Origin of the sequence: Pseudooceanicola sp., assembly GCF_041987405.1 — a bacterium.
Lineage (GTDB): Bacteria > Pseudomonadota > Alphaproteobacteria > Rhodobacterales > Rhodobacteraceae > Pseudooceanicola.
Window position 1 is genome coordinate 424,846 of the sequence record NZ_JBHIWR010000004.1, and the last position, 20,181, is coordinate 445,026.

General features: G+C 66.5%; 14 protein-coding genes. 7 read left to right on the forward strand and 7 right to left on the reverse strand.

Annotated features, from left to right (window positions below):
- Positions 1 to 38: 38 nt before the first annotated feature.
- Entirely contained in the window at positions 39 to 1,286 is a 1,248-nt protein-coding gene (locus ACFC2Y_RS13120; protein ID WP_375172626.1) for a sarcosine oxidase subunit beta family protein, read from the reverse strand.
- Positions 1,287 to 1,527: 241 nt separating this feature from the next.
- On the opposite strand from ACFC2Y_RS13120, the gene ccmI reads away from it, so the two are divergent.
- The 3 genes from ccmI (at position 1,528) to ACFC2Y_RS13135 (ending at position 3,927) form a co-directional block, all read left to right on the forward strand.
- Positions 1,528 to 2,880 (forward strand): c-type cytochrome biogenesis protein CcmI, encoded by a 1,353-nt coding sequence (gene ccmI / locus ACFC2Y_RS13125; RefSeq protein WP_375172625.1) that lies wholly within the window; start codon positions 1,528 to 1,530, stop codon positions 2,878 to 2,880.
- Positions 2,881 to 3,199: 319 nt separating this feature from the next.
- Positions 3,200 to 3,682: a Holliday junction resolvase RuvX gene (gene ruvX, locus ACFC2Y_RS13130; protein ID WP_375172623.1), complete on the forward strand. Its 483-nt coding sequence runs from the start codon at positions 3,200 to 3,202 to the stop codon at positions 3,680 to 3,682.
- Positions 3,682 to 3,927 carry a DUF1289 domain-containing protein gene (locus ACFC2Y_RS13135; protein WP_375172622.1) on the forward strand — a complete coding sequence of 82 codons (246 nt, stop codon included), beginning with the start codon at positions 3,682 to 3,684 and terminating at the stop codon, positions 3,925 to 3,927. The genes ruvX and ACFC2Y_RS13135 overlap by 1 nt, the downstream gene beginning before the upstream one ends.
- A 5-nt stretch (positions 3,928 to 3,932) precedes the next feature.
- Here the strand turns inward: ACFC2Y_RS13135 and ACFC2Y_RS13140 are convergent, their stop codons facing one another.
- A complete protein-coding gene (locus tag ACFC2Y_RS13140; protein ID WP_375172621.1) occupies positions 3,933 to 4,865 on the reverse strand; it encodes a hypothetical protein in 933 nt (310 codons plus the stop codon).
- 189 nt (positions 4,866 to 5,054) lie between these two features.
- Complete coding sequence (locus ACFC2Y_RS13145) at positions 5,055 to 5,876, reverse strand: sulfite exporter TauE/SafE family protein (protein WP_375172620.1); 822 nt, start codon at positions 5,874 to 5,876, stop codon at positions 5,055 to 5,057.
- Positions 5,877 to 6,051: 175 nt separating this feature from the next.
- Here ACFC2Y_RS13145 and ACFC2Y_RS13150 point away from each other — a divergent pair, with 175 nt between their 5' ends.
- Positions 6,052 to 7,236: a multidrug effflux MFS transporter gene (locus tag ACFC2Y_RS13150; protein WP_375172619.1), complete on the forward strand. Its 1,185-nt coding sequence runs from the start codon at positions 6,052 to 6,054 to the stop codon at positions 7,234 to 7,236.
- Positions 7,237 to 7,427: 191 nt separating this feature from the next.
- On the opposite strand, the gene dusA is transcribed toward ACFC2Y_RS13150, so the two are convergent.
- From dusA to ACFC2Y_RS13165, 3 genes are all read right to left on the reverse strand, one after another.
- Positions 7,428 to 8,417: a tRNA dihydrouridine(20/20a) synthase DusA gene (gene dusA / locus ACFC2Y_RS13155; protein WP_375172618.1), complete on the reverse strand. Its 990-nt coding sequence runs from the start codon at positions 8,415 to 8,417 to the stop codon at positions 7,428 to 7,430.
- Positions 8,418 to 8,609: 192 nt separating this feature from the next.
- Positions 8,610 to 8,807, reverse strand: coding sequence for a hypothetical protein (locus ACFC2Y_RS13160; RefSeq protein WP_375172617.1), 198 nt, complete (start codon positions 8,805 to 8,807; stop codon positions 8,610 to 8,612).
- Positions 8,808 to 9,022: 215 nt separating this feature from the next.
- The gene (locus ACFC2Y_RS13165) at positions 9,023 to 11,812 is read right to left on the reverse strand and encodes a bifunctional aconitate hydratase 2/2-methylisocitrate dehydratase (protein WP_375172616.1); all 2,790 of its coding nucleotides are present in this window, start codon (positions 11,810 to 11,812) and stop codon (positions 9,023 to 9,025) included.
- A gap of 505 nt (positions 11,813 to 12,317) precedes the next feature.
- On the opposite strand from ACFC2Y_RS13165, the gene ACFC2Y_RS13170 reads away from it, so the two are divergent.
- The 3 genes from ACFC2Y_RS13170 to ACFC2Y_RS13180 all read left to right on the forward strand — a co-directional run bounded on the left by ACFC2Y_RS13170 (position 12,318) and on the right by ACFC2Y_RS13180 (position 17,805).
- Positions 12,318 to 13,484 carry an efflux RND transporter periplasmic adaptor subunit gene (locus tag ACFC2Y_RS13170; RefSeq protein WP_375172615.1) on the forward strand — a complete coding sequence of 389 codons (1,167 nt, stop codon included), beginning with the start codon at positions 12,318 to 12,320 and terminating at the stop codon, positions 13,482 to 13,484.
- 215 nt (positions 13,485 to 13,699) lie between these two features.
- On the forward strand, positions 13,700 to 16,807 hold the full coding sequence (locus ACFC2Y_RS13175) for an efflux RND transporter permease subunit (protein ID WP_375172614.1): 3,108 nt from the start codon (positions 13,700 to 13,702) through the stop codon (positions 16,805 to 16,807).
- Between the two features lie 374 nt (positions 16,808 to 17,181).
- The gene (locus ACFC2Y_RS13180) at positions 17,182 to 17,805 is read left to right on the forward strand and encodes a transglycosylase domain-containing protein (RefSeq protein WP_375172613.1); all 624 of its coding nucleotides are present in this window, start codon (positions 17,182 to 17,184) and stop codon (positions 17,803 to 17,805) included.
- A gap of 163 nt (positions 17,806 to 17,968) precedes the next feature.
- Here ACFC2Y_RS13180 and ACFC2Y_RS13185 read toward each other — a convergent pair whose 3' ends face one another.
- Positions 17,969 to 20,173, reverse strand: coding sequence for an NADP-dependent isocitrate dehydrogenase (locus ACFC2Y_RS13185; protein ID WP_375172612.1), 2,205 nt, complete (start codon positions 20,171 to 20,173; stop codon positions 17,969 to 17,971).
- Positions 20,174 to 20,181: the final 8 nt, after the last annotated feature.

Below are 20,181 nucleotides of genomic sequence, written 5' to 3' on the forward strand. Positions count from 1 at the left end.
CGCCCGCCCCCGTGTGATATGCGCCCGGTGACGCATCATCAGTGCGCCACCCCCGCGGCCACGCTTTCGTCCACGAAGCGGCCCTGACGGAACCGGTCCAGCCCGAACTCCGCGCTGAGCGGCCCCGGCTCTCCCTTCGCCATCAGTTCCGCCATGGCCCAGCCCGAGCCCGGGATCGCCTTGAACCCGCCTGTGCCCCAGCCACAGTTGATGAAGATATTCTCCACCGGCGTCTTGGAGATGATGGGCGAGCGGTCGCCGGTCATATCCACGATCCCGCCCCACTGACGCAGCATCTTGAGCCGGGAGATCATCGGGAAGGTTTCCACCAGCGCGCGCACCGTTTCCTCGATATGATGGAAAGAGCCGCGCTGCGTATAGTTGTTGTAGCCGTCCGCGCCGCCGCCGATCACCATCTCGCCCTTGTCGGACTGGGACATGTAGCCATGTACCGTGTTGGCCATGACGACGACGTCCATGCAGGGCTTGATCGGCTCGCTCACCAGCGCCTGCAGGGCGACGCTCTCGATCGGCAGGCGGAAGCCGGACTTTTCCGCCATGACGCCGGAGTGGCCCGCGACAACGATACCCAATTTCGAACACCCGATGGCGCCCTTGGACGTCTCCACGCCCGTCACCTTGCCATTTTCCGACTTTACGCCCGTGACCTCGCATTGCTGGATGATGTCCATTCCCATCTGGGAACAGGCCCGCGCATAGCCCCAGGCCACCGCATCATGGCGCGCCGTCCCGGCCCGCGCCTGCCACAGCGCGCCAAGCACCGGATAGCGCGGCCCGTCGATGCGGATGATCGGCACCAGTTCCTGCACCCGTTCGGGGCTGATGAACTCGGTCTGAACCCCCTGCAGCGCATTGGCCTGGGCGGTGCGCCGATAACCGCGCACCTCATGTTCGGTCTGGGCCAGCATCATGACGCCGCGCGGGCTGAACATGACGTTGTAGTTCAGGTCCTGGCTCATCGTTTCGTAGAGCGACCGGGCCTTTTCATAGATCGCCGCCGAGGGATCCTGCAGGTAGTTCGACCGGATGATCGTCGTGTTCCGGCCCGTGTTGCCGCCGCCCAGCCAGCCCTTTTCCAGCACCGCGACATTGGTGATGCCGAAGTTCTTGCCCAGGTAATAGGCCGTCGCCAACCCGTGCCCGCCCGCGCCGATGATGATCACGTCGTAATGGGCCTTGGGCTGGGCCTTGGCCCAGGCGCGTTTCCAGCCGGAATGGCCGCGCATCGCTTCGCGGGCGATGGCAAAGGCGGAATAGCGTGTCATGGGCGACTCCCTTCGGGCTGGCGGCATTCTCCCAGAGCCATACCAAGTCACCGCCACGAACCCTGCCGCAATGCGTCGTTTTCCCGTCAGAATTCGACACCGGACCCGGAACCGACAGGTTGTCGCACGGCGCGGCACGGGTCAAAGGGTCGCTCACGGGCTTTTGCCCTTTTTCCGGGCCTCACGGATCGCTAGATGGGTCAAAGGACCACGCCCCGCACCGCCGGGAGGAGACCAAGAGATGCTCGACTGGATCATTCCCGCCGCCATGTCCCTGGCTGTTGCCGCCGTGATCGGCCTGGCCGTGCTGCGCGCCCGCGACACCGGCAGCGACGGCGAGGATGCGGAACAGGATCTGGGGATCTACCGCCGTCAAATGGATGAGGTCGAGCGCGACCAGGCCCGCGGCGTCATCCCCGGGGAGGAGGCCGAGCGCCTGCGCGCCGAAATCGCCCGCCGCCTGATCGAGGCCGACAGCCGCAGCGACGCGGCCGCCACGACCCATGAACCCGCCCGGATGCGCCCGGCGCTAGTGGCGGTGATCCTGGTGGTGCTGATCGCCCTGCCGCTCACCGTCTATGCCAACCTCGGGGCGCCGGGCTATCCCGACATGGGCCTGCGCGACCGGCTGAGCGCCGCGCAGGAGCGGCTGGAAAACCGCCCCGCCCAGGCCGAGGCCGAAGCCGCCGTGCCCGCAGGCGCCATGGCCCCGCAGGACACGCCGCCCGCCGATTTCGAAGTGCTGATCAAGCGCCTGCGCGAGGCCGTGGCGGAACGCCCCGACGATCTGCAGGGGCAGGAGCTGCTGGCCCGCAACGAGGCCGCGCTCGGCAATTTCCGCGCGGGCTATGAGGCGCAGGAAAAGGTCCTGTCGATCAAGGGCGATGCGGCCACGGCCGATGACTACATGGCCTATGCCGATATGCTGATCCTGGCGGCGGGCGGCTATGTCTCGCCCCAGGCCGAGGTGGCGCTGCGTGCCGCCCTCGCCCGCGATCCGCATCATGCGCCGACGCTGTATTACATGGGTCTGATGATGCGCCAGAACGGCCGCCCGGACCTCGCCTTCCGCACCTGGGACCGCCTGCTGCGCAACGGGCCGGAGGACGCCCCCTGGATCCCCCCGATCCGCGCCCAGATCGACGAGGTCGCCGCCCTCGCCGGGGTCCGGTACGAGCAGCCGCAGCCGAGCGAGACGCTGGCGGGCCCCACGGCCGAAGACATGGCCAACGCGGGCGATCTGAGCGACGAGGACCGGCAGGAGATGATCCAGGGCATGGTCTCGCGCCTGTCGGACCGGCTGGCCACCCAGGGCGGCAGCGCAGCCGAATGGGCCCGCCTGATCCGCGCCTTCGGCGTGCTGGGCGACATCCCCCGCGCCCGCGCCGTCGCCGCCGAAGCGCGCCAGGTCTTTGCCGAGGCACCACAGGCGCTGGCCGAGATCGAGGCCGCCGCCGCCACCCTGCCCCCCGCCGCCCCGGCCCCCGAGCCGGGGCCCCGCGCCACATCGCAGGATGCGGATGGTGGGGCGACTGACGGAGAGGTCCCGGCGCAAGGTCGGGACAGGGCGACCGGAGGGGGGGACGGCGAATGATCGGGGAAACCGCTGAGTACTTCGTCGCCACCAAGCAACACGCCCCGGCCCCCGAGCCGGGGCCGCGCGCCACGTCGCAGGACGCCGATGGTGGTACGACTGACGGAGAGGTCCCGGCGCAAGGCCGGGACAGGGCGACCGGAGGGGGGGGACGGCGAATGATCGGGGAAACCACAGAGCTCCTCGTCGCCACCACTCGACATGCCCCGGCCCCCGAGCCGGGGCCGAGCGCCATCCAATACGACGCGCGTGGCGGTACTTCCGACACAGCGGTCCCGGCGCAGGGCCGGGACGTGCATTCCGGCGGAGGCACCATCGAATGATCCATGAGACCGCAGAGGACTTCGCCGCCGCCCTGCCCCCGATGCAGGCCATCGCCGGGCTGGACTTTGGCGACAAGACCATCGGTGTCGCGGTCTCCGACACCTTCCTGAGCGTCGCGACGCCGCTGGAAACCATCCGCCGCAAGAAGTTCGGCGCGGATGCGGAAGCCCTGGCCGCCATCGTCACGGCACGCAGCATCCGCGGCCTCGTCCTCGGCCTGCCGCGCAATATGGACGGGACGGAGGGGCCGCGTTGCCAATCCACCCGCGCCTTTGCGCGCAACCTCAGCCGACTGCCCGCCTTAGCCGATCTGCCGATCACCTTCTGGGACGAACGCCTGTCCACCGTCGCCGCCGAACGCGCGCTGCTGGAGGCCGACACCTCCCGCCGTCGCCGGGCGGAGGTGATCGACCATGTGGCGGCGGGCTATATCCTGCAGGGGGCGCTGGATCGCCTGCGACATCTGAGGGGGGCGTGATGGCCGAGGACTGGCGCCGCGACGAACCCGAAAGCCCCTGCATCAAGGTCTGCGTGATCCATCGGGAAACGCGGCTCTGCACCGGCTGTCTGCGCACGATTGACGAAATCACCGCCTGGGGGCGCCTCTCGCCCGAGGAGCGCCGGGCGGTGATGGCAGAGCTGCCAGACCGCGCGCCCCTGCTGAAAAAGAGACGCGGCGGCCGCGCCGCAAGGCTCGACCGCCGGTCTTCGGGGGAAACCTAGGGGGATCAGGCGGCGGCGAGGTCGCCGTCGTCCTCTTCGCAAACCAGTTCGATGTGATGCGCCATGACGGCGCCGAAGCCATCCTGAACCACAGCCACGCAGCGCCCGCCCAAAGTCACGGCGGCGGAGCCGGGCCGCAGCGGGTCTTCCATGATGCCGATGCGGCCATTGCCGGCCTCTCCAGGGCGATAGCTGATCAGGATCTGGTCCTGTTCGGGATCGAACCCCTCGACGATCGGCGCATGTTCCGTCTCCATCCCCGCATCTGCAGCAGCCTTCGCGGCCTTGGATGCGGTCGCGCGCTCCTCATCGCGGGCCCCGCTCTCCGCCGGGGCGCCGGTGGCGTTTTCACGCTCCTCCGCATAGGCGTCCATGGCCGCGAGGTTCAGAAGCTCTTCCGGCAGGTCCAGCGGGGCGTCCGTGACATCCGCGTCGGCCTCGTCCTCCGCCTGACCGGCCATCAGGGCCGCTTCGGCCTCCTCCGGGTCGTCCAGCTGTGCGGCAAGTCGGGCGCGTTCGATCACCTGTTCCTGCAACTCGGGGTCGGCCCAGTCGGGGCTTTCCTCCTCGCTCAGGGGCGAGGTCCAGATGTCGTCATCCGCGTCGGACATGTCCATCTCGTCGTCGCCCCGGTCGGACCGCTGCGCAGCCGCTTCCCAGAGCGCGTCAAGCTCGGCCCCCGCGTCGGATTCGTCATCGCCACGGTATTCGGCAAGGGTTTCGGCGCTGATCGCCCCGTCGGGCAGACCGACCATCTGGCGCATCTTGCGCGCCACGACGTCTATGCCAAGGATACCGATCCCGCCCTGCCCTTCGGCATCGTCGAGCGCGTCCCGGGCGGATTTGTCGGCCATGGCCTTGCTCTCCGCCTCGCCGGTGGAGGAAGTGTAGACGACACCGATGGTCGCAATAGCGATGACAACCAGAAGTTCGATCATGGCAGGCCCCCTTTTCGTCTGCGCGCCATTAAACAATCGCAACCGAATGAGGCGTCACCGGGGCACCTCTTTGGCGGGTTCGGGGAAATTCAATACCCGTTTAGGGCGAGTCTGCCCCATTCCGGTCATGTTTCTTAACCGTAGGCGGCCCGAAAACAGGGCTTGGCGGGGGGCGATTCCCGGCCGGGATCAGCCGAAATAGGCCTTGCGCAGCATATTCGCCGCCACCAGCAGCAGGAAGATCCCGAAGATCCGTTTCAACGGTCCGGGATCCGTCGCATGGGCCAAACGCGCGCCGTAAGGTGCTGTAATCAATGTCATTGCGATGACGATGGCAAAGGTCGGCAGGTTGACCGCACCGATGGTCAGCGGCGGCCGCGTCTCTGGCGGCAACTGGACAAAGAGGAAGCCGATGACCGAGGGCACGGCGATGATCACCCCGAACCCTGCCGCCGTCGCCACCGCGCGATGAATGGGACGGCCGAAAAGTGTCATCATCGGCACTCCGAAGCTTCCCCCGCCGATCCACATGAGCACCGACAGAAACCCGACCAGCGGCGACAGAACCGCCCTGAGCACCCCCTTCGGCATCTCATCGCGCAGTGTCCAGGAGGATTTCCCGATGGCGAGGTAAAGCCCGATCACCATGGCCAACACACCGAAAAGCGCCTGCAGCGCGGTCGAGCGCAGCGCCGAGGCCGCCAGCACGCCGATCACCGCACCGATGGCGATCCCCGGCCCCCAGCCCTTCAGGATGTCCCAATCTACCGCACCCTTCTTGTTGTGCGACTGGACCGAACGCAGCGAGGTCACGATGATCGTCGCCAGAGAGGTCGCGAGACACAGCTGCATCAGCTTGTCTCCGTCAAAGCCAAGCGATTGAAACGCATAGAAGAAGGCAGGCACGAGAACGATCCCGCCGCCGACACCTAAGAGCCCGGCCAGAACCCCGCCGATGGCCCCGATCACTGCGACGAGGAGCATCATCCCCAGAACTGCCGTGATCTCCATCCCCGTCCTCCTTCTAACCTGACAGAGATTGCAGGTTTCCCGCGCCGCCGCAAGCGATGCCGCCGCGCCGCAGAAACGCCAGACGACTTTGAAAACCCCGCCCTTGCAAAGCCCGTCGTTGACCTGCGGCCCGGCGCGGCATAGCAGACTGAACTCATTCGTTCAGGAGTCTCCCATGTTGCGTCTCGCCCTCATCCTGGGGCTGCTATCCGCCGTTGGCCCCTTTGCCATCGACATGTATCTGCCCGCCCTGCCCACCATCGCCGCCGACCTCGGCGCGACAGAGGCCGCCGTTCAGGCCACGCTGACCGCCTATTTCATCGCCTTCGGGCTGGCGCAGTTGATCTATGGCCCTATGGCCGATGCCATCGGGCGCAAGCCGCCGCTGCTGATCGGTCTGGTGATCTTTGCCATCGGCTCCGTCGGGTCGATCTTTGCGGGCTCCATCGGCGCGCTCTCGGCCTGGCGGTTTGTCCAGGGTCTGGGCGGCGCGGCGCTGATGGTGGTGCCGCGCGCGGTGATCCGCGACCGCTATACCGGGACCGAGGCGACCAAGCTCATGGCGATGATCATGCTGGTGATCTCCGTCTCGCCGATGCTGGCGCCGCTGGCGGGCTCCGGGGTGATCGCCTTTTCCGGCTGGCGCGCGATCTTTGGCGCGCTGCTGGTGGCCTCGGGCTTTTCGGTGGCGCTGCTGCTCTTCGGTCTGCCCGAAACGCTGCTGCCGGAGAAGCGTCAGGCCCCGCGCCTCGCCCCGATGCTGTCGGGCGTGCGCCGCCTGTTGACCGACCCGATCTTTATGGCGCTGACCTTTGTCGGCGGCTTCGGCATGGCCAGCTTCTTTGTTTTCATCGCCTCGGCCAGCTTCGTCTATACCGGCCAGTTCGGGCTGAGCCCGACCGGCTTTTCCATCGCCTTCGCGATCAATGCCGTGGGGTTCTTCGGCGCCAGCCAGGTTGCCGCACCGCTTGGCGCCCGCATCGGCATCGGCCGGGTGGTGCGCCTGGGCGTGACCGGTTTTGCCGCGATGACGCTGCTGTTGGCGGGGATCGCCCTGTCGGGGCTGGCCTCACTACCGGTGATCGTCGCGGGGCTGCTGGTGGCCAATGCCTTCCTCGGCCTCGTGATCCCGACGACCATGGTGCTGGCGCTGGATGATCACGGCGATATCGCCGGTCTGGCCTCCTCGCTTGGCGGGATGCTGCAGATGCTGGCGGGCGGGGTGATGATCACCGCGACGGGTCCGTTCTTCGACGGCACGGCGACGCCGATGCTGCTGGCGATTGCATTGTGCGGGATGCTGGCGGCGGGGCTGTGCTGGGCGGTTCTGGGCAAGGACCGGGTGGCAAGCGAGGCTTAGGTTGGGGGATGGGAGATGGGTGCAAAGCACCCATCCTACACACCGTCTCGTGCGCCGTTTGACACGTGGGGATGGGTGCAGAGCACCCATCCTACGCCGCGTGGCGCATCGCTTGGCCCGTCGGGATGATGCGCGTAACCCGTAGGATGGGTGCTCCGCACCCATCTCCGCCAATCGCCCAACCCCCGAGGCTACGCCGCCGCCAGCACCGAACCGAGCGCCGCTTCGACCAGCTCCGGCCCGGCCCCGGGCTTATGCGCCCCCTCCGACAGGACACGCCGCCACTGCCGCGCCCCGGGGCGTCCGGCGAAGAGGCCCAACATATGCCGCGTCACCTGCCCCAGCTTGCCGCCCGCGGCGAGGTGCACCTCGATATAGGGCAGCATGGCGCGGGCCACGGCGACGGGGTCCGCCACTTCTCCACGACCGAAGATGCGCCGATCGGCCTCCGCCAGGATCGACGTGGGATCGTGGTAGGCGGCGCGGCCGACCATCACCCCGTCGAGCCCCGCCTCCAGAAACCGCTCCACCTGATCGAGCGAGGTGATCCCGCCGTTCACCGACAGATGCAGCCCGCCGAACATCCCCCGCATCCGCTGCACCAGATCGTAGTCCAGCGGCGGGATATCCCGGTTTTCTTTCGGGGATAGCCCCTCCAGCCAGGCCTTGCGCGCATGGATGATGAACCGCTCGCACCCCGCCGCGCCGACGCGGGAGAGGAACTCCGGCAGCACCTCCTCCGGCTCCTGGTCGTCCACCCCGATCCGGCATTTCACCGTCACCTCGACCGACACCGCAGCCTGCATCGCCGCGACGCATTCCGCCACTCGCCCCGGGTCCTTCATCAGGACCGCGCCGAAGGTTCCCGACTGCACCCGGTCCGAAGGGCAGCCGCAGTTCAGATTGATCTCGTCATAGCCCGCGTCTGCCCCGAGGCGCGCGGCCTCGGCCAGCTCCGCCGGGTCGGAGCCGCCCAGTTGCAGCGCCACGGGATGTTCCTCGGGCGAGAAGTCCAGCAGATGCATCGCCCCGCCGCGCACCAGCGCGGGGGCCGTGACCATTTCGGTATACAGCAAGGTCTCGCGCGACATGAGCCGGTGCAGATACCGGCAATGCCGGTCCGTCCAGTCCATCATGGGCGCGACAGAGAGGCGGGCGGCGCGTTTGACAGTGCTTCTCATCAACCAGGTCTCACAGCTTCGGGGTCTCTGGTTTAACGCAAGAAGGCGCTGTGGGCCATGGGCTTTGTCGGGGGTGTGAGGTTGTTCGGGATCCTGTAGAGACAGGGCGACGCCCGCCCTGCGCTGGACGCTCGTGCGCCCCTCGTTCAACGTCATCCCCGGACGCGATCCCGGGACCTCACGCCCCACTCATCACCACGCCGGGTCGTCGCGACGCACCTTGAAGGTGTTCCACAGACCGGCCGGAATTCCGGCCACAGCCCCGATGACCGCGGCCACGGCAAAGGGCTGCCAGCCGACCCAGCCCAGTGCGAGGAATGCCGTCAGCGCCGCGCCTGCGATGCAAAGCGCCCAGAGCGGAATGAAAATCAGTCTCCAACCATACTTCATGGCGGTCCTCCAATCTTGTCTGGAGAACCAACGATCACGCCGGGATCAAGGTTCCGGCGACGCCGCAGGGGCGCGGGCGGTGCCGGTGTCGTCCTCGGACCTGATCCGGGATCCTCCCGAAGCCTGCGCCGGAAAAACGATCCCCGGGCCAGGCCCGAGGATGATGGCAACACAATATGCGACCCGGCCCGGGAACACCCCGGGTCGGCCAGCCCTCAGAAATGGGCCGAGCGCGTGGTGGCAGGTGCGGCCAGAGGCGGGGCGAACTTGGTCAGGTCGATGCCCTCGACGGCGGACTTGTATTCCTCCGCCGTCGGGGTGCGGCCCAGGATGGCCGACAGCACGACCACCGGAGTGGAGGCCAGGAGCGACTCGCCCTTCTTCTCGGCGCTGTCCTCGACCACGCGGCCCTGGAACAGGCGGGTGGAAGTGGCCAGCACGGTGTCGCCCTTGGCGGCCTTTTCCTGGTTGCCCATGCAGAGGTTACAGCCGGGGCGTTCGAGATAGAGGATATTCTCGTACTCTGTCCGCGCCTCGGCCTTGGGGAACATGTCGTCGAACTCGAACCCGGAGTATTTCTGCAGGATGTCCCAGTCGCCCTCGGCCTTCAGCTCGTCAATGATGTTGTAGGTCGGTGCGGCGACGACCAGCGGGGCCTTGAATTCCACCTTGCCCTTCACCTTTTCCACGTTCTTCAGCATCTGGGCCACGATCTTCATGTCGCCCTTGTGCACCATGCAGGAGCCGACGAAGCCCAGATCGACCTTCTTGTCGCCATTGTAGAAGGAGACAGGGCGGATCGTGTCGTGGGTATAGCGTTTGGAGACATCGGCGTTGTTGACGTCCGGGTCGGCGATCATCGGCTCGTTGATCTGGTCGAGGTCGACCACCACCTCGGCGAAGTATTTCGCGCTTTCATCCGGGGTCAGCGCCGGTTTCTCGCCCGAGGAGATCTCGGCGATGCGCCTGTCCGCCTTGGCGATCAGACCGGCCAGGGTCCCGGCCGCATTGTCCATGCCTTTGTCGATCATCACCTGGATGCGCGACTTGGCCAGTTCCAGCGAACCGATCAGCGTCTCGTCATTGGAAATACAGATGGAGGCCTTGGCCTTCATCTCCGCCGTCCAGTCGGTGAAGGTAAAGGCCTGGTCGGCCAGAAGCGTGCCGATATGCACCTCGATCACGCGACCCTGAAAGACGTTGTCGCCATGCTGTTGCAGCATCTGCAGCTGCGTCGCATGGACCACGTCGCGGAAGTCCATGTGATCGGCCATCTTGCCCTTGAAGGTCACCTTGACCGACTCCGGGATCGGCATGGTCGCCTCGCCCGTCGCCAGGGCCAGCGCAACGGTGCCACTGTCCGCACCAAATGCCACGCCCTTGGACATCCGGGTGTGGCTGTCGCCGCCGATGATGATGTCCCAGTCATCCACGGTGATGTCGTTCAGCACCTTGTGGATCACGTCGGTCATCGCGTGATAGCCATCCTTGGGGTCCCGCGCGGTGATCAGGCCGAAGTTGTTCATGAACTTCATCAGACGCGGGATGTTGGCCTGGGCCTTTTTGTCCCAGACCGACGCCGTGTGACAGCCCGACTGATAGGCGCCATCCACGGTCGGGGAAATCACGGTGGCCGCCATCGCCTCCAGTTCCTGGCTGGTCATCAATCCGGTGGTGTCCTGCGAGCCCACGATGTTCACCTTGACCCGCACGTCCGATCCGGCATGCAGCACCTTGCCGGGGGTGGAGCCGACGGCGTTGCGATTGAAGATCTTCTCGACCGCGGTCAGGCCCTGGCCCTCGTGGCTGATTTCCTTGTTGGCGGCAAAGACCTGCGGCGCCTCGATGCCCAGGGTTTCCGCGGCCAGCGTCTGCAGCTTCTTGCCAAAGACGATGGCGTAGGAGCTGCCCGCCTTCATGAATTCGACCTTCTGCGGCGTGAAGGCGGAGGAGACGTCGACCAGTTCCTTCCCGTCCTCGTCGCGCAGCACCTTGGCCTTGGTGTCGATCCGCAGAACCGTGCCGGTCTCGACCGAATACTTCTGTTCCAGCACCGGGTTGCCGTCGTTGTTGAGGATCGGCTTGCCCTCGCCGTCGACCTTCTTGACCCAGTTCTTGAGGTCCAGCCCGATGCCGCCGGTCACGCCCACGGTGGTCAGGAAGATCGGCGAGATGCCGTTTGTGCCCGCCACGACCGGCGCGTAGTTGACGAAGGGCACATAGGGGCTGGCCTGCTTGCCGGTCCAGAGCGCCACGTTGTTCACCCCCGACATCCGCGACGAGCCGACGCCCATGGTGCCCTTTTCGGCGATCAGCATCACACGCTTGTCCGGGTGCTGCAGCTTCAGCGCCTCGATCTCCTTCTGCGCGGCTTCGGAGATCATGCATTTGCCGTGCAGCTCGCGGTCCGAGCGCGAATGCGCCTGGTTGCCGGGTGACAGGAGGTCAGTGGAGATATCGCCCTCCGCCGCGACATAGGTCACGACCTTCACCTCGTCTTCCACCTCCGGAAGCTTGGTGAAGAACTCGGCGTTGGCGTAGCTTTCCAGAATGTCCCTGGCCACCGCATTGCCCGCCTTGTAGGCCGCCTGCAGCCGGTCCGTATCCGCCTCGTAAAGGAAGACCTGGGTCTTCAGCACCTCGGCGGCCTGTTCCGCCGTCGCCGCGTCCTCGCCAAGCGCCAGGTCCAGCAGCACCTCGACCGAGGGCCCGCCCTTCATGTGCGACAGCAGTTCAAAAGCGAACGAGGGGGTGATCTCTTCGACCTTCGCCTCCCCCAGGATGATCTCCTTCAAGAAGGCCGCCTTTTCGCCCGCTGCGCTCGTCGTGCCGGGCAGCGTGTTGTAAATGAAGAAATTCAGCGCATCGGCACGGTGGTCATTCCCGCTGTCCTTGATCAGGTCGATGATCTCTCGTGTCAGGGCGCCGTCGTCGATCGGCTTGGGCTTCAGCCCCTGCTCTTTGCGGGTTTCGATTTCTTTCAGATAGTCTGCATAAAGGCTCATGGCGATCTCGACGTTGTGCGTTGAACAGGGCTAGAGGGCAGCGTTCCGGACATGGCTGACAGGACCTGGATGCCGCATTTGTATGCCGTAGTATACTCTTCGACCGGAATTGCAAGATACCCGGATATGACACGATGACGCGTATGCGCTGTGCTCTATCCTCACGCCCCGCCCTGCACAATCGTTAGGGCGCACAAGGAGGATCGGATTTTCGACAATTCGAGACTATTTTGAGCGTTTGGAAAACGCGTTGGCGGAGCCTTTCACGGCGTCCGACTTCCCCGGACATTCGAAAGCACGACGATGAAGGCCCCAACCCGTCCCTGCCCCTCAAGCGTGCCTCGGGTGTTGCCCTGTGCCAAACTTCTGGGTGCCCTACAGAAAAGTGACGGCACGGGTGAATCATCTGCTGGCGTAATTTGTTGAACTGCTGGTAAGTTTGCGGAAAAGCCGGACGGGCCCTCCCCCGGCCCAACCCCAGCCCCAGATCGCAAGGGAACCGCCCATGTGGCTCAAGTCACTGATCAGCCAGCTCATCCTCGCCGCCATCGTGCTGGGCGGGGCGGTGGCGCTCTGGATCGAATATGTGCCGGAGGCGCGCCCATGGCTGCAGGAGGTCGGCGTTTACGAGACACTCGGCCTCACCCCGCCCGAGCCCGAAGAGGCGGCCGCCCCGGCGTTCCGGCGCGGCGGCGCGGTGCAGGTTGTGACCCAGCCCGTGGCCCTCGGCACGCTCAATGACCGGATCAGCGCCATCGGCGACGGCCGCGCCGCGCGCTCTGTCGCCGTGCGCAGCGAGGCCGCGGGCCGGATCACCGAGGTCGGCTTTGCCGCGGGAGAGGAGATCACCGAAGGCGCGGTCATCTTCCGCCTGGATGACGAGGCGGAGCGGATCGCCCTCGACCGCGCCCGGCTGATGCTGACCGATGCCAGGGACAACACCGACCGACTGGACCGCCTTCGCCGCTCCGGCACGGCCTCCGCCGTGGCCCTGCGCGAGGCGGAATTGCAGCTGCGCACCGCCGAACTGGCCGTCCGCCAGGCAGAGTTCGACCTGACACAGCGCGAGGTCATCGCGCCCATCTCCGGCTGGATCGGTCTGGTCGAGGTGGAGGTCGGCGACCGTGTCAGCGCGCAGGAGGACCTGGCGCTGATCTCCGACCGGAGCGAAATCCTGATCGACTTCGCCCTGCCCGAACGGGTGCTGGCCAAGCTGAGGCCCGGCATGCCGCTGATCGCCGAACCCCTGGCGCTGACCGGCGAGACGATCGAGGGCAAGGTGCTGGCCATCGACAACAAGGTCGACCGCAACAGCCGCACCGTCCGCATCCTGGGCGAGGTCCCAAACGAGGGTGACCGCCTGCGCGACGGCATGGCCATGTCCGTTACCGTGGCCTTCCAGGGCGATCCCTTCCCGCTGGTCGATCCGCTGTCGGTGCAATGGTCCTCCGAAGGGGCCTTTGTCTGGGTGGTGCGCGAGGGCAAGGCGCAGACCGTGCCGGTCAAGATCCGCCAGCGCAACGCCGACAGCGTGCTGATCGAAGCCGCGCTGGACGAGGGCGAACCGGTGGTGACCGAGGGCACCCAGTCGCTGCGCCCCGGCGCGGAGGTGGAGATGATCGGCGATCAATCCGCCGCGGATGACGCCCCCACACAGGACGAAAAATCATGATCCGCCGGGTATTGGGGCTTTTGCGTGGCAAGGCACCCGTCCAAAATACCGACCCCGCCCCGGCCCCCGCGCCGAGGCCCCGCGACACAGACATCGGCGAGGTCCCGGGGCAGGCCCGGGACACAAGCGCCGCCCCCAAGTCCGACCCCACCCCGGCCCCCGCGCTGGGGCCCCGCGACACAGAGACCGGCGAGGTCCCGGGACAGGCCCGGGACATGGGGCCCACGCCCTCCGGTGGCACGGCCCTGTTCATCCGCCGTCCGATCCTAGCCATCGTCCTGTCGGCGCTGATCGTCATCGCCGGTCTGGCAGGCCTCGCAGGCGTGGAAATTCGCGAACTGCCCGATGTCGACCGCCCCGTCGTGACCGTGACGACCACCTATCCCGGCGCTTCCCCCGAAACCGTGGATCAGGAGATCACGGCCCGGGTCGAGGGCGCGGTAGGGCGGGTGTCGGGTATCCGCACCATCTCCTCTCAGTCGCGCTACGGGCGCAGCCGGGTGACGCTGGAATTCGGCGATGACGTTGATCTGGACGTCGCCGCTACCGATGCGCGGGACGCCATGGCGCGCATCGCCAACCAATTGCCCGAAGGCGCCGACCTGCCCCGCATCATCAAGGCCGATGCCAATGCCCAGGCGGTTCTGCGCGTCGCCGTGACCTCTGCCACCCGCTCCCCGCAGGAGCTGACGCAGATCGTCGCCGACCGGGTCGAGGACCGGCTGATTTCGGTCGAGGGGGTGGCGGACCTGCAGATATACGGCGACCGTGAACCGATCTTCCGCGTCGACATCGACCTGCGCAAACTGGCCGCCCGGGGCCTGACCCTGGCAAACCTGCGCAGCGCCCTGGCCAGCGTCGCCTATGACGTGCCCGCAGGCGATCTGTCCGGCAACCGCCAATCGATCAACGTCCGCACCACCGCCACGGTCGCCACCACCGACGCCTTCGAGGATTTGCGCATCGCGGAGAATGTCATCCTGGGCGACGTGGCCTCCGTCACGCTCGGGCCCAAGGGGAACGAGACGATCCTGCGCGCCAACGGGCAGAACGGGGTCGGCATCGGGGTGATCCGGCAGGCCACATCTAACACGCTGGATATCTCCCGCGATGTGCGCGCAGTGGTGGCGGAACTGGACCAGTTGCTGCCCGAGGACGTGAATATTTTCGTCACGTCGGACGACGCGGTCTTCATCAACGGGTCGATCCGCGAGGTCATGATCACCCTCGGCCTCGCCGTGATGATCGTGATCGCGGTGATCTTCCTCTTTCTGCGGGATTTTCGCGCCACGCTGATCCCCGCGCTGACCATGCCCGTGGCGCTGATAGGCTCCATCGCCGCGATCTACCTCGTCGGCTTCTCGGTCAACATCCTGACGCTGCTGGCGCTGGTGCTGGCCACCGGCATGGTCGTCGACGACGCCATTGTCGTGCTGGAAAACATCGTGCGCCGCCGCACCCTGGGCGCAGGGCCCCGCGCGGCCGCCGTTCTGGGCACGCAGGAGGTCTTCTTCGCCGTGGTCACCACCACCGCCACCCTCGCGGCGGTCTTCGTCCCGCTGTCCTTCCTGCCTGGCCAGGTCGGCGGGCTCTTCCGCGAGTTCGGCTTTACCCTCGCCATGGCAGTCATGCTGTCGTCGGTCGTGGCGCTGACGCTTTGCCCGGTGCTCGCCTCCCGCCTGCTGACCCGCCCGATGGAGGAAGAGGCGAAGGGGCCGGTGGCCTGGCTGGGCAACCGGTTGGCGGGGTTCTACCGGCTGACCCTGCGCGGCGCGCTTGCCACGCCCTTTGTCGTCGTGCTGATCGCCGTGCTCTTTGCAATCACCGCGACCTTCATGTCCCAGGGCATCAAGCAGGAGCTGACCCCGCGCGAGGACCGCGCCATCGCCCTGCTGCTGGTCACCGCGCCGCAGGGTGTCTCGCTCTCCTACACCATGTCCAAGATGCAGGAGATCGAGGACAAGGTCGCCCCCCTGCGCGACAGCGGCGAGATCACCAATGTCTTTGCCATTGCGGGGTTCGGCGGCAATACCTCGCGCGGGTTCATGGTCATGTCCCTGGCCCCATGGGAGGCGCGCGACCGCAGCCAGGACGAGATCGTCGGCGACATCAACGGCTCGCTCCGCAGCGTGATCGGGGTGCGCGCCTTTGCCATCCAGCCCAATTCCCTGGGCATCCGCGGCGCGGGCCGGGGGCTGAGTTTCGCGATCACCGGCAACAACTACGCCCAGCTCACAGAGGTGGCCGAGGCGCTGGTGGCGAAGATGCAGGAAAACCCCGCCCTCGGGCAGGTCCGGCTGGAATTCGAGACCACCCTGCCCCAGCTCTTCATCGAGATCGACCGCCGCCGCGCCTCCGACCTGGGTGTGGACATCACCGGCCTGGGCGACGCGCTGCGCGCCGTGCTGGATGGCCGCCCGGTCGGCGAGATCTTCATCAACGATCGGAGCTTCGAGATCCAGATGGTCTCCACCGCCGTGCCGGTCGATGACCCGGGCGATCTGGAAAACGTCTTTGTTCGCGCGGGCGACGGCCAGATGATCCCCATGTCCACCTTTGTGACCCTCAGCGAACGCGCAGTATCGCCCGAGTTGAACCGCGAGGGGCAGAACCGCTCGGTCGAGATCTCCGCCGGGCTGACACCCGAGATGTCCCTCGGTTCCGCCATGGTGGAAGTCGAACGCCTGGCGGCGGAGATTCTGGACGACGAAAACCGCATCGTCCCCTTGGCCGAGGCCGCGACACTGGATCAGACCTCCGCCGGCATGCTGCTGACCTTCGGCTTTGCCATCGTGGTGGTCTTCCTCGTGCTGTCGGCCCAGTTCGAAAGTTTCATCTCCGCCGTCGTCGTCATGTCCACCGTGCCGCTCGGCCTGGCCTGCGCGGCGATTGCGCTGGTGCTGACCGGGCTGACACTGAACGTCTATTCGCAGATCGGCCTGGTGATGCTGATCGGCATCATGGCCAAGAACGGCATCCTGATTGTTGAGTTTGCCAACCAGCTGCGCGACAAGGGCGCGACGATCCATGCCGCGATCCTCGACGCCAGCACGATCCGCCTGCGCCCGGTGATGATGACCATGGTCTCCACCGTCCTAGGTGGCGTGCCGCTGATCTTCTCCTCCGGCGCCGGGGCCGAGGCGCGCGAGGCGCTTGGCTGGGTCATTGTCGGCGGCCTGGGTCTGGCCACCGTCTCGACCCTCTACCTGACGCCGGTGGCCTACCTGCTGCTGGCCCGCTTCTCCAAACCCAAGGTGGAAGAAGAGCGGCGTCTCGCCCGCGAAATGCACGCCGCGACAGAACGGGCGACACCGGCGGAGTGAGGATCTGTCGGCGCGGCCACCCGACCGTCCGCACACCCTCCCCCGGACCTGATCCGGGGCCTCCCGCCCCTTCGCGCGCCATCACCCCGGACTTGATCCGGGGCCCCCTGCCACTTTGCGCGCCGTCGCCCCGGACTTGATCCGGGGTCTCCTGCCACTTTGCGAGCCGCCACCCCGGACTTGATCCGGGGCCTCCCGCCACTTTGCGCGCCGCCTGTGTGACCCGACGCAAGGCCTCCGTGGCCACCGCGTCACCCCGGACCCAGTAGATCCTCGGATCGAGCCCGAGGATGACATCCGCCCCGAACACCCCCTCACTGGATCAGCCCCCGCCCCTCCCCTATGCTGACCCCAAGCCCATCCCGGAGCAGCCCATGACCGCCCGCCTCTACGCCCTGCCCCTGATCCTCGCCCTCGCCGCCCCGGCCACGGCCCTGCCGATCCAGTTGCCGGACAAGGCCGAGATCTCCCGCCTCGCCGCCGCCTATCCCGTCGCCCTCGCGGACCTGCCCTCCGCCACCATCGCCGCCTTCGTCGCCCAGGAGGACCGCTTCTTCTGGGAACGCGCCCGCGCGGGCAAGGACAGCACCCTGACGGCCACAGCCGTGCGCTTGCTGGTCGAGGATACGCCGACCACCTGGGCTCAGGCCTCGCCACTGGAAAAGGAGGACGCGGTGGAGGCGCTGACCCTCGCCGCCACACCGGAAGTGATCCTGACGATCTACCTCAACCTCATCCCGCTCGGCCCGGAGGCCACCGGCCTGACCGAAGCGGCAGACCGCTATTTCGACAAGGCCCCCAAAGCCCTGACACCCGCCGAGGCCGCCTGGCTGGCCGCCGTCGCTGGATCACCCGAGATCGCCCTGAAGCCCGCCAACCGCGACCGCACCAAAAGCCAGCGGGACTATATCCTGCGCCAGATCCAGAAGGCCGGAGCGATGACGGACGCCGCGCTGGAGGAGCAGTTGCGCCAGCCCATGCCGGACCTGTCGCGGTAAGTCCGTCGTCGGACCGGGGGACGCTGCCCCCCGGACCCCCCGGGATATTTTCAGCAAAAAGAAAGGGGCGACCTGAGCCGTGCCCGATGGCCTACGGCAGGGACCGGAACGGAAAAAGGCCCGCTGGAGAGCGGGCCTTTCGGGATTGAGATGGACTGCCGGCTCACCCGATGATCGAGTTCAGCGTCTTGGACGAGCGCATTACGGTCGAGACCTTTGCCTCGTCCGCGTGATAGTAGCCGCCCAGGTCCACCGATTTGCCCTGTGCGTCCGCCAGCTCCGCGACAATCGCCGCCTCTCCGCCGGCCAGCGCCTGGGCGATCGGGCCGAACTCGGCGGCCAGCTCCGCATCCTCGGTCTGTGCCGCCAACGCCTCGGCCCAGTAGCGGGCGAACCAGTAGTGGCTGTCACGGTTGTCCGGCTCGCCGACCTTTCGCGAGGGCGAGCGATCGTTGTCCAGGATGCCCTGCGTCGCGGCCTCGACCGCATTGCCCAACACGCGGGCCTTCTCGTTCCCCTTGGCGTCAGCCAGGAACTTGAACGACTCGCCAAGCGCGCAGAACTCGCCCAGGCTGTCCCAACGCAGGTGGTTCTCCTCCACCAACTGCTGCACATGCTTGGGCGCGGAACCGCCGGCACCGGTCTCGAAAAGGCCGCCACCGTTCATCAGCTTCACGATCGACAGCATCTTGGCCGAGGTGGCCAGTTCCAGGATCGGGAAGAGGTCGGTCAGGTAGTCACGCAGCACGTTGCCGGTGATGGCGATGGTGTTCTCGCCCTTGGTGATCGTCTCCAGTGAGGCCTTGGTGGCCTCGGCGGGCGACATGATCTCGAACTTGTCGGCCACGCCCTTGGCTTCGAGGATCGGCTTGACGTAGGCGATCAGCTCCGCGTCATGGGCGCGGTTGGCATCCAGCCAGAAGATCGCGCGATAGCCGGTGGCCTTCTGGCGGTCGATGGCCAGGGTCACCCAGTCCTCGATCGGCGCCTTGCGGGCGGAGGCGGAGCGCCAGATATCCCCGGCCTCGACCGAATGGGAATGCAGCACGCTGCCATCGTCGAGGATCATCTTGACCGTACCGGCCTCGGGGATCTCGAAGGTCGTCGGATGCGAACCGTATTCTTCGGCCTTCTGCGCCATCAGGCCGATGTTCTGCACGGTCCCGGCGGTGGCCGGGTTCAGTTTCCCGTTAGCTTTGAAGAACTTGATCGTCTCGTCATAGACCGGCGCGTAGGAGTTGTCGGGGATGACACAGACCGCATCATGCTGCTTGTTGTCCGGGCCCCAGCCCTTGCCGCCGTCACGGATCAGCGCGGGCATGGAGGCGTCGATGATCACGTCCGAAGGCACATGCAGGTTGGTGATGCCCTTGTCGGAGTTCACCATGTACATCGGCGGACGGGTCGCGCGGACCTCCTCGATCGCCTTCATGATCTCGGGCTCGTCCTTGACCTTTTCCAGCAGCGCACCCATGCCGCCGTTCGGATCGACGCCCAATTCGGCCAGCTTGTCGCCGTACTGGTCGAAGACCGGCTTGAGCCAGGCCTTGACCGCATGGCCGAAGATGATCGGGTCGGAGACTTTCATCATCGTCGCCTTCATGTGCAGGGAGAAGAGAACCCCCTCCGCCTTGGTCTTCTCGATCTCCTCGGCGAGGAAGGCATCGAGCCTGGCCGCCGACATGAAGGTCGCGTCGACAACGGTGCCTGCGGGGTATTTCACGCCCTCTTTCAGCACGGTTTCGCCAGCGGTGGTTTCCAGCACGATCTTGGCGGTCACGGCCTTCTCCAGCGTCGCCGAAACCTCGTTGGAGAAGAAGTCGCCGCCGTCCATGGAGGCGACGCGCGTCTTGCTGTCCGCGGTCCATTCGCCCATGCGATGCGGGTTGTTCTGGGCAAAGCTCTTCACCGCCGCCGCCGCGCGCCGGTCGGAGTTGCCTTCGCGCAGGACCGGGTTCACGGCCGAGCCCTTGATTGCGTCGTATTTCGCGCGCACCGCCTTTTCCTCGTCGGTGGCGGGTGTTTCGGGGTAATCGGGCAGCGCATAGCCCTGCCCCTGCAACTCCTTGATCGCGGCGACCAGTTGCGGCACCGAAGCCGAGATGTTCGGCAGCTTGATCACATTGGCCTCGGGCGTCTTCACCAGCTCGCCAAGCAGGGCCAGATCGTCGGGAATGCGCTGATCTTCGCGCAGATACTCCGGGAAGGTCGAGATGATGCGCCCCGCGAGGGAAATATCCTTGGTCCCGACCGAGACACCCGCCGCGGCGGCGAATTTCTGGATGATCGGCAGAAGCGAGGCAGAGGCCAGCTCCGGTGCTTCGTCGACCTTTGTATATACGATGTCAGGGGTGTTGCTGTCAGCCATTTGGGTAG

Coding starts and splice junctions, on each gene's coding strand:
- ACFC2Y_RS13120 (WP_375172626.1), bottom strand. CDS start 1,286: ATGACACGCTATTCCGCCTTTGCCATCGCCCGCGAAGCGATGCGCGGC.
- ccmI (WP_375172625.1), top strand. CDS start 1,528: ATGCTCGACTGGATCATTCCCGCCGCCATGTCCCTGGCTGTTGCCGCC.
- ruvX (WP_375172623.1), top strand. CDS start 3,200: ATGATCCATGAGACCGCAGAGGACTTCGCCGCCGCCCTGCCCCCGATG.
- ACFC2Y_RS13135 (WP_375172622.1), top strand. CDS start 3,682: ATGGCCGAGGACTGGCGCCGCGACGAACCCGAAAGCCCCTGCATCAAG.
- ACFC2Y_RS13140 (WP_375172621.1), bottom strand. CDS start 4,865: ATGATCGAACTTCTGGTTGTCATCGCTATTGCGACCATCGGTGTCGTC.
- ACFC2Y_RS13145 (WP_375172620.1), bottom strand. CDS start 5,876: ATGGAGATCACGGCAGTTCTGGGGATGATGCTCCTCGTCGCAGTGATC.
- ACFC2Y_RS13150 (WP_375172619.1), top strand. CDS start 6,052: ATGTTGCGTCTCGCCCTCATCCTGGGGCTGCTATCCGCCGTTGGCCCC.
- dusA (WP_375172618.1), bottom strand. CDS start 8,417: ATGAGAAGCACTGTCAAACGCGCCGCCCGCCTCTCTGTCGCGCCCATG.
- ACFC2Y_RS13160 (WP_375172617.1), bottom strand. CDS start 8,807: ATGAAGTATGGTTGGAGACTGATTTTCATTCCGCTCTGGGCGCTTTGC.
- ACFC2Y_RS13165 (WP_375172616.1), bottom strand. CDS start 11,812: ATGAGCCTTTATGCAGACTATCTGAAAGAAATCGAAACCCGCAAAGAG.
- ACFC2Y_RS13170 (WP_375172615.1), top strand. CDS start 12,318: ATGTGGCTCAAGTCACTGATCAGCCAGCTCATCCTCGCCGCCATCGTG.
- ACFC2Y_RS13175 (WP_375172614.1), top strand. CDS start 13,700: ATGGGGCCCACGCCCTCCGGTGGCACGGCCCTGTTCATCCGCCGTCCG.
- ACFC2Y_RS13180 (WP_375172613.1), top strand. CDS start 17,182: ATGACCGCCCGCCTCTACGCCCTGCCCCTGATCCTCGCCCTCGCCGCC.
- ACFC2Y_RS13185 (WP_375172612.1), bottom strand. CDS start 20,173: ATGGCTGACAGCAACACCCCTGACATCGTATATACAAAGGTCGACGAA.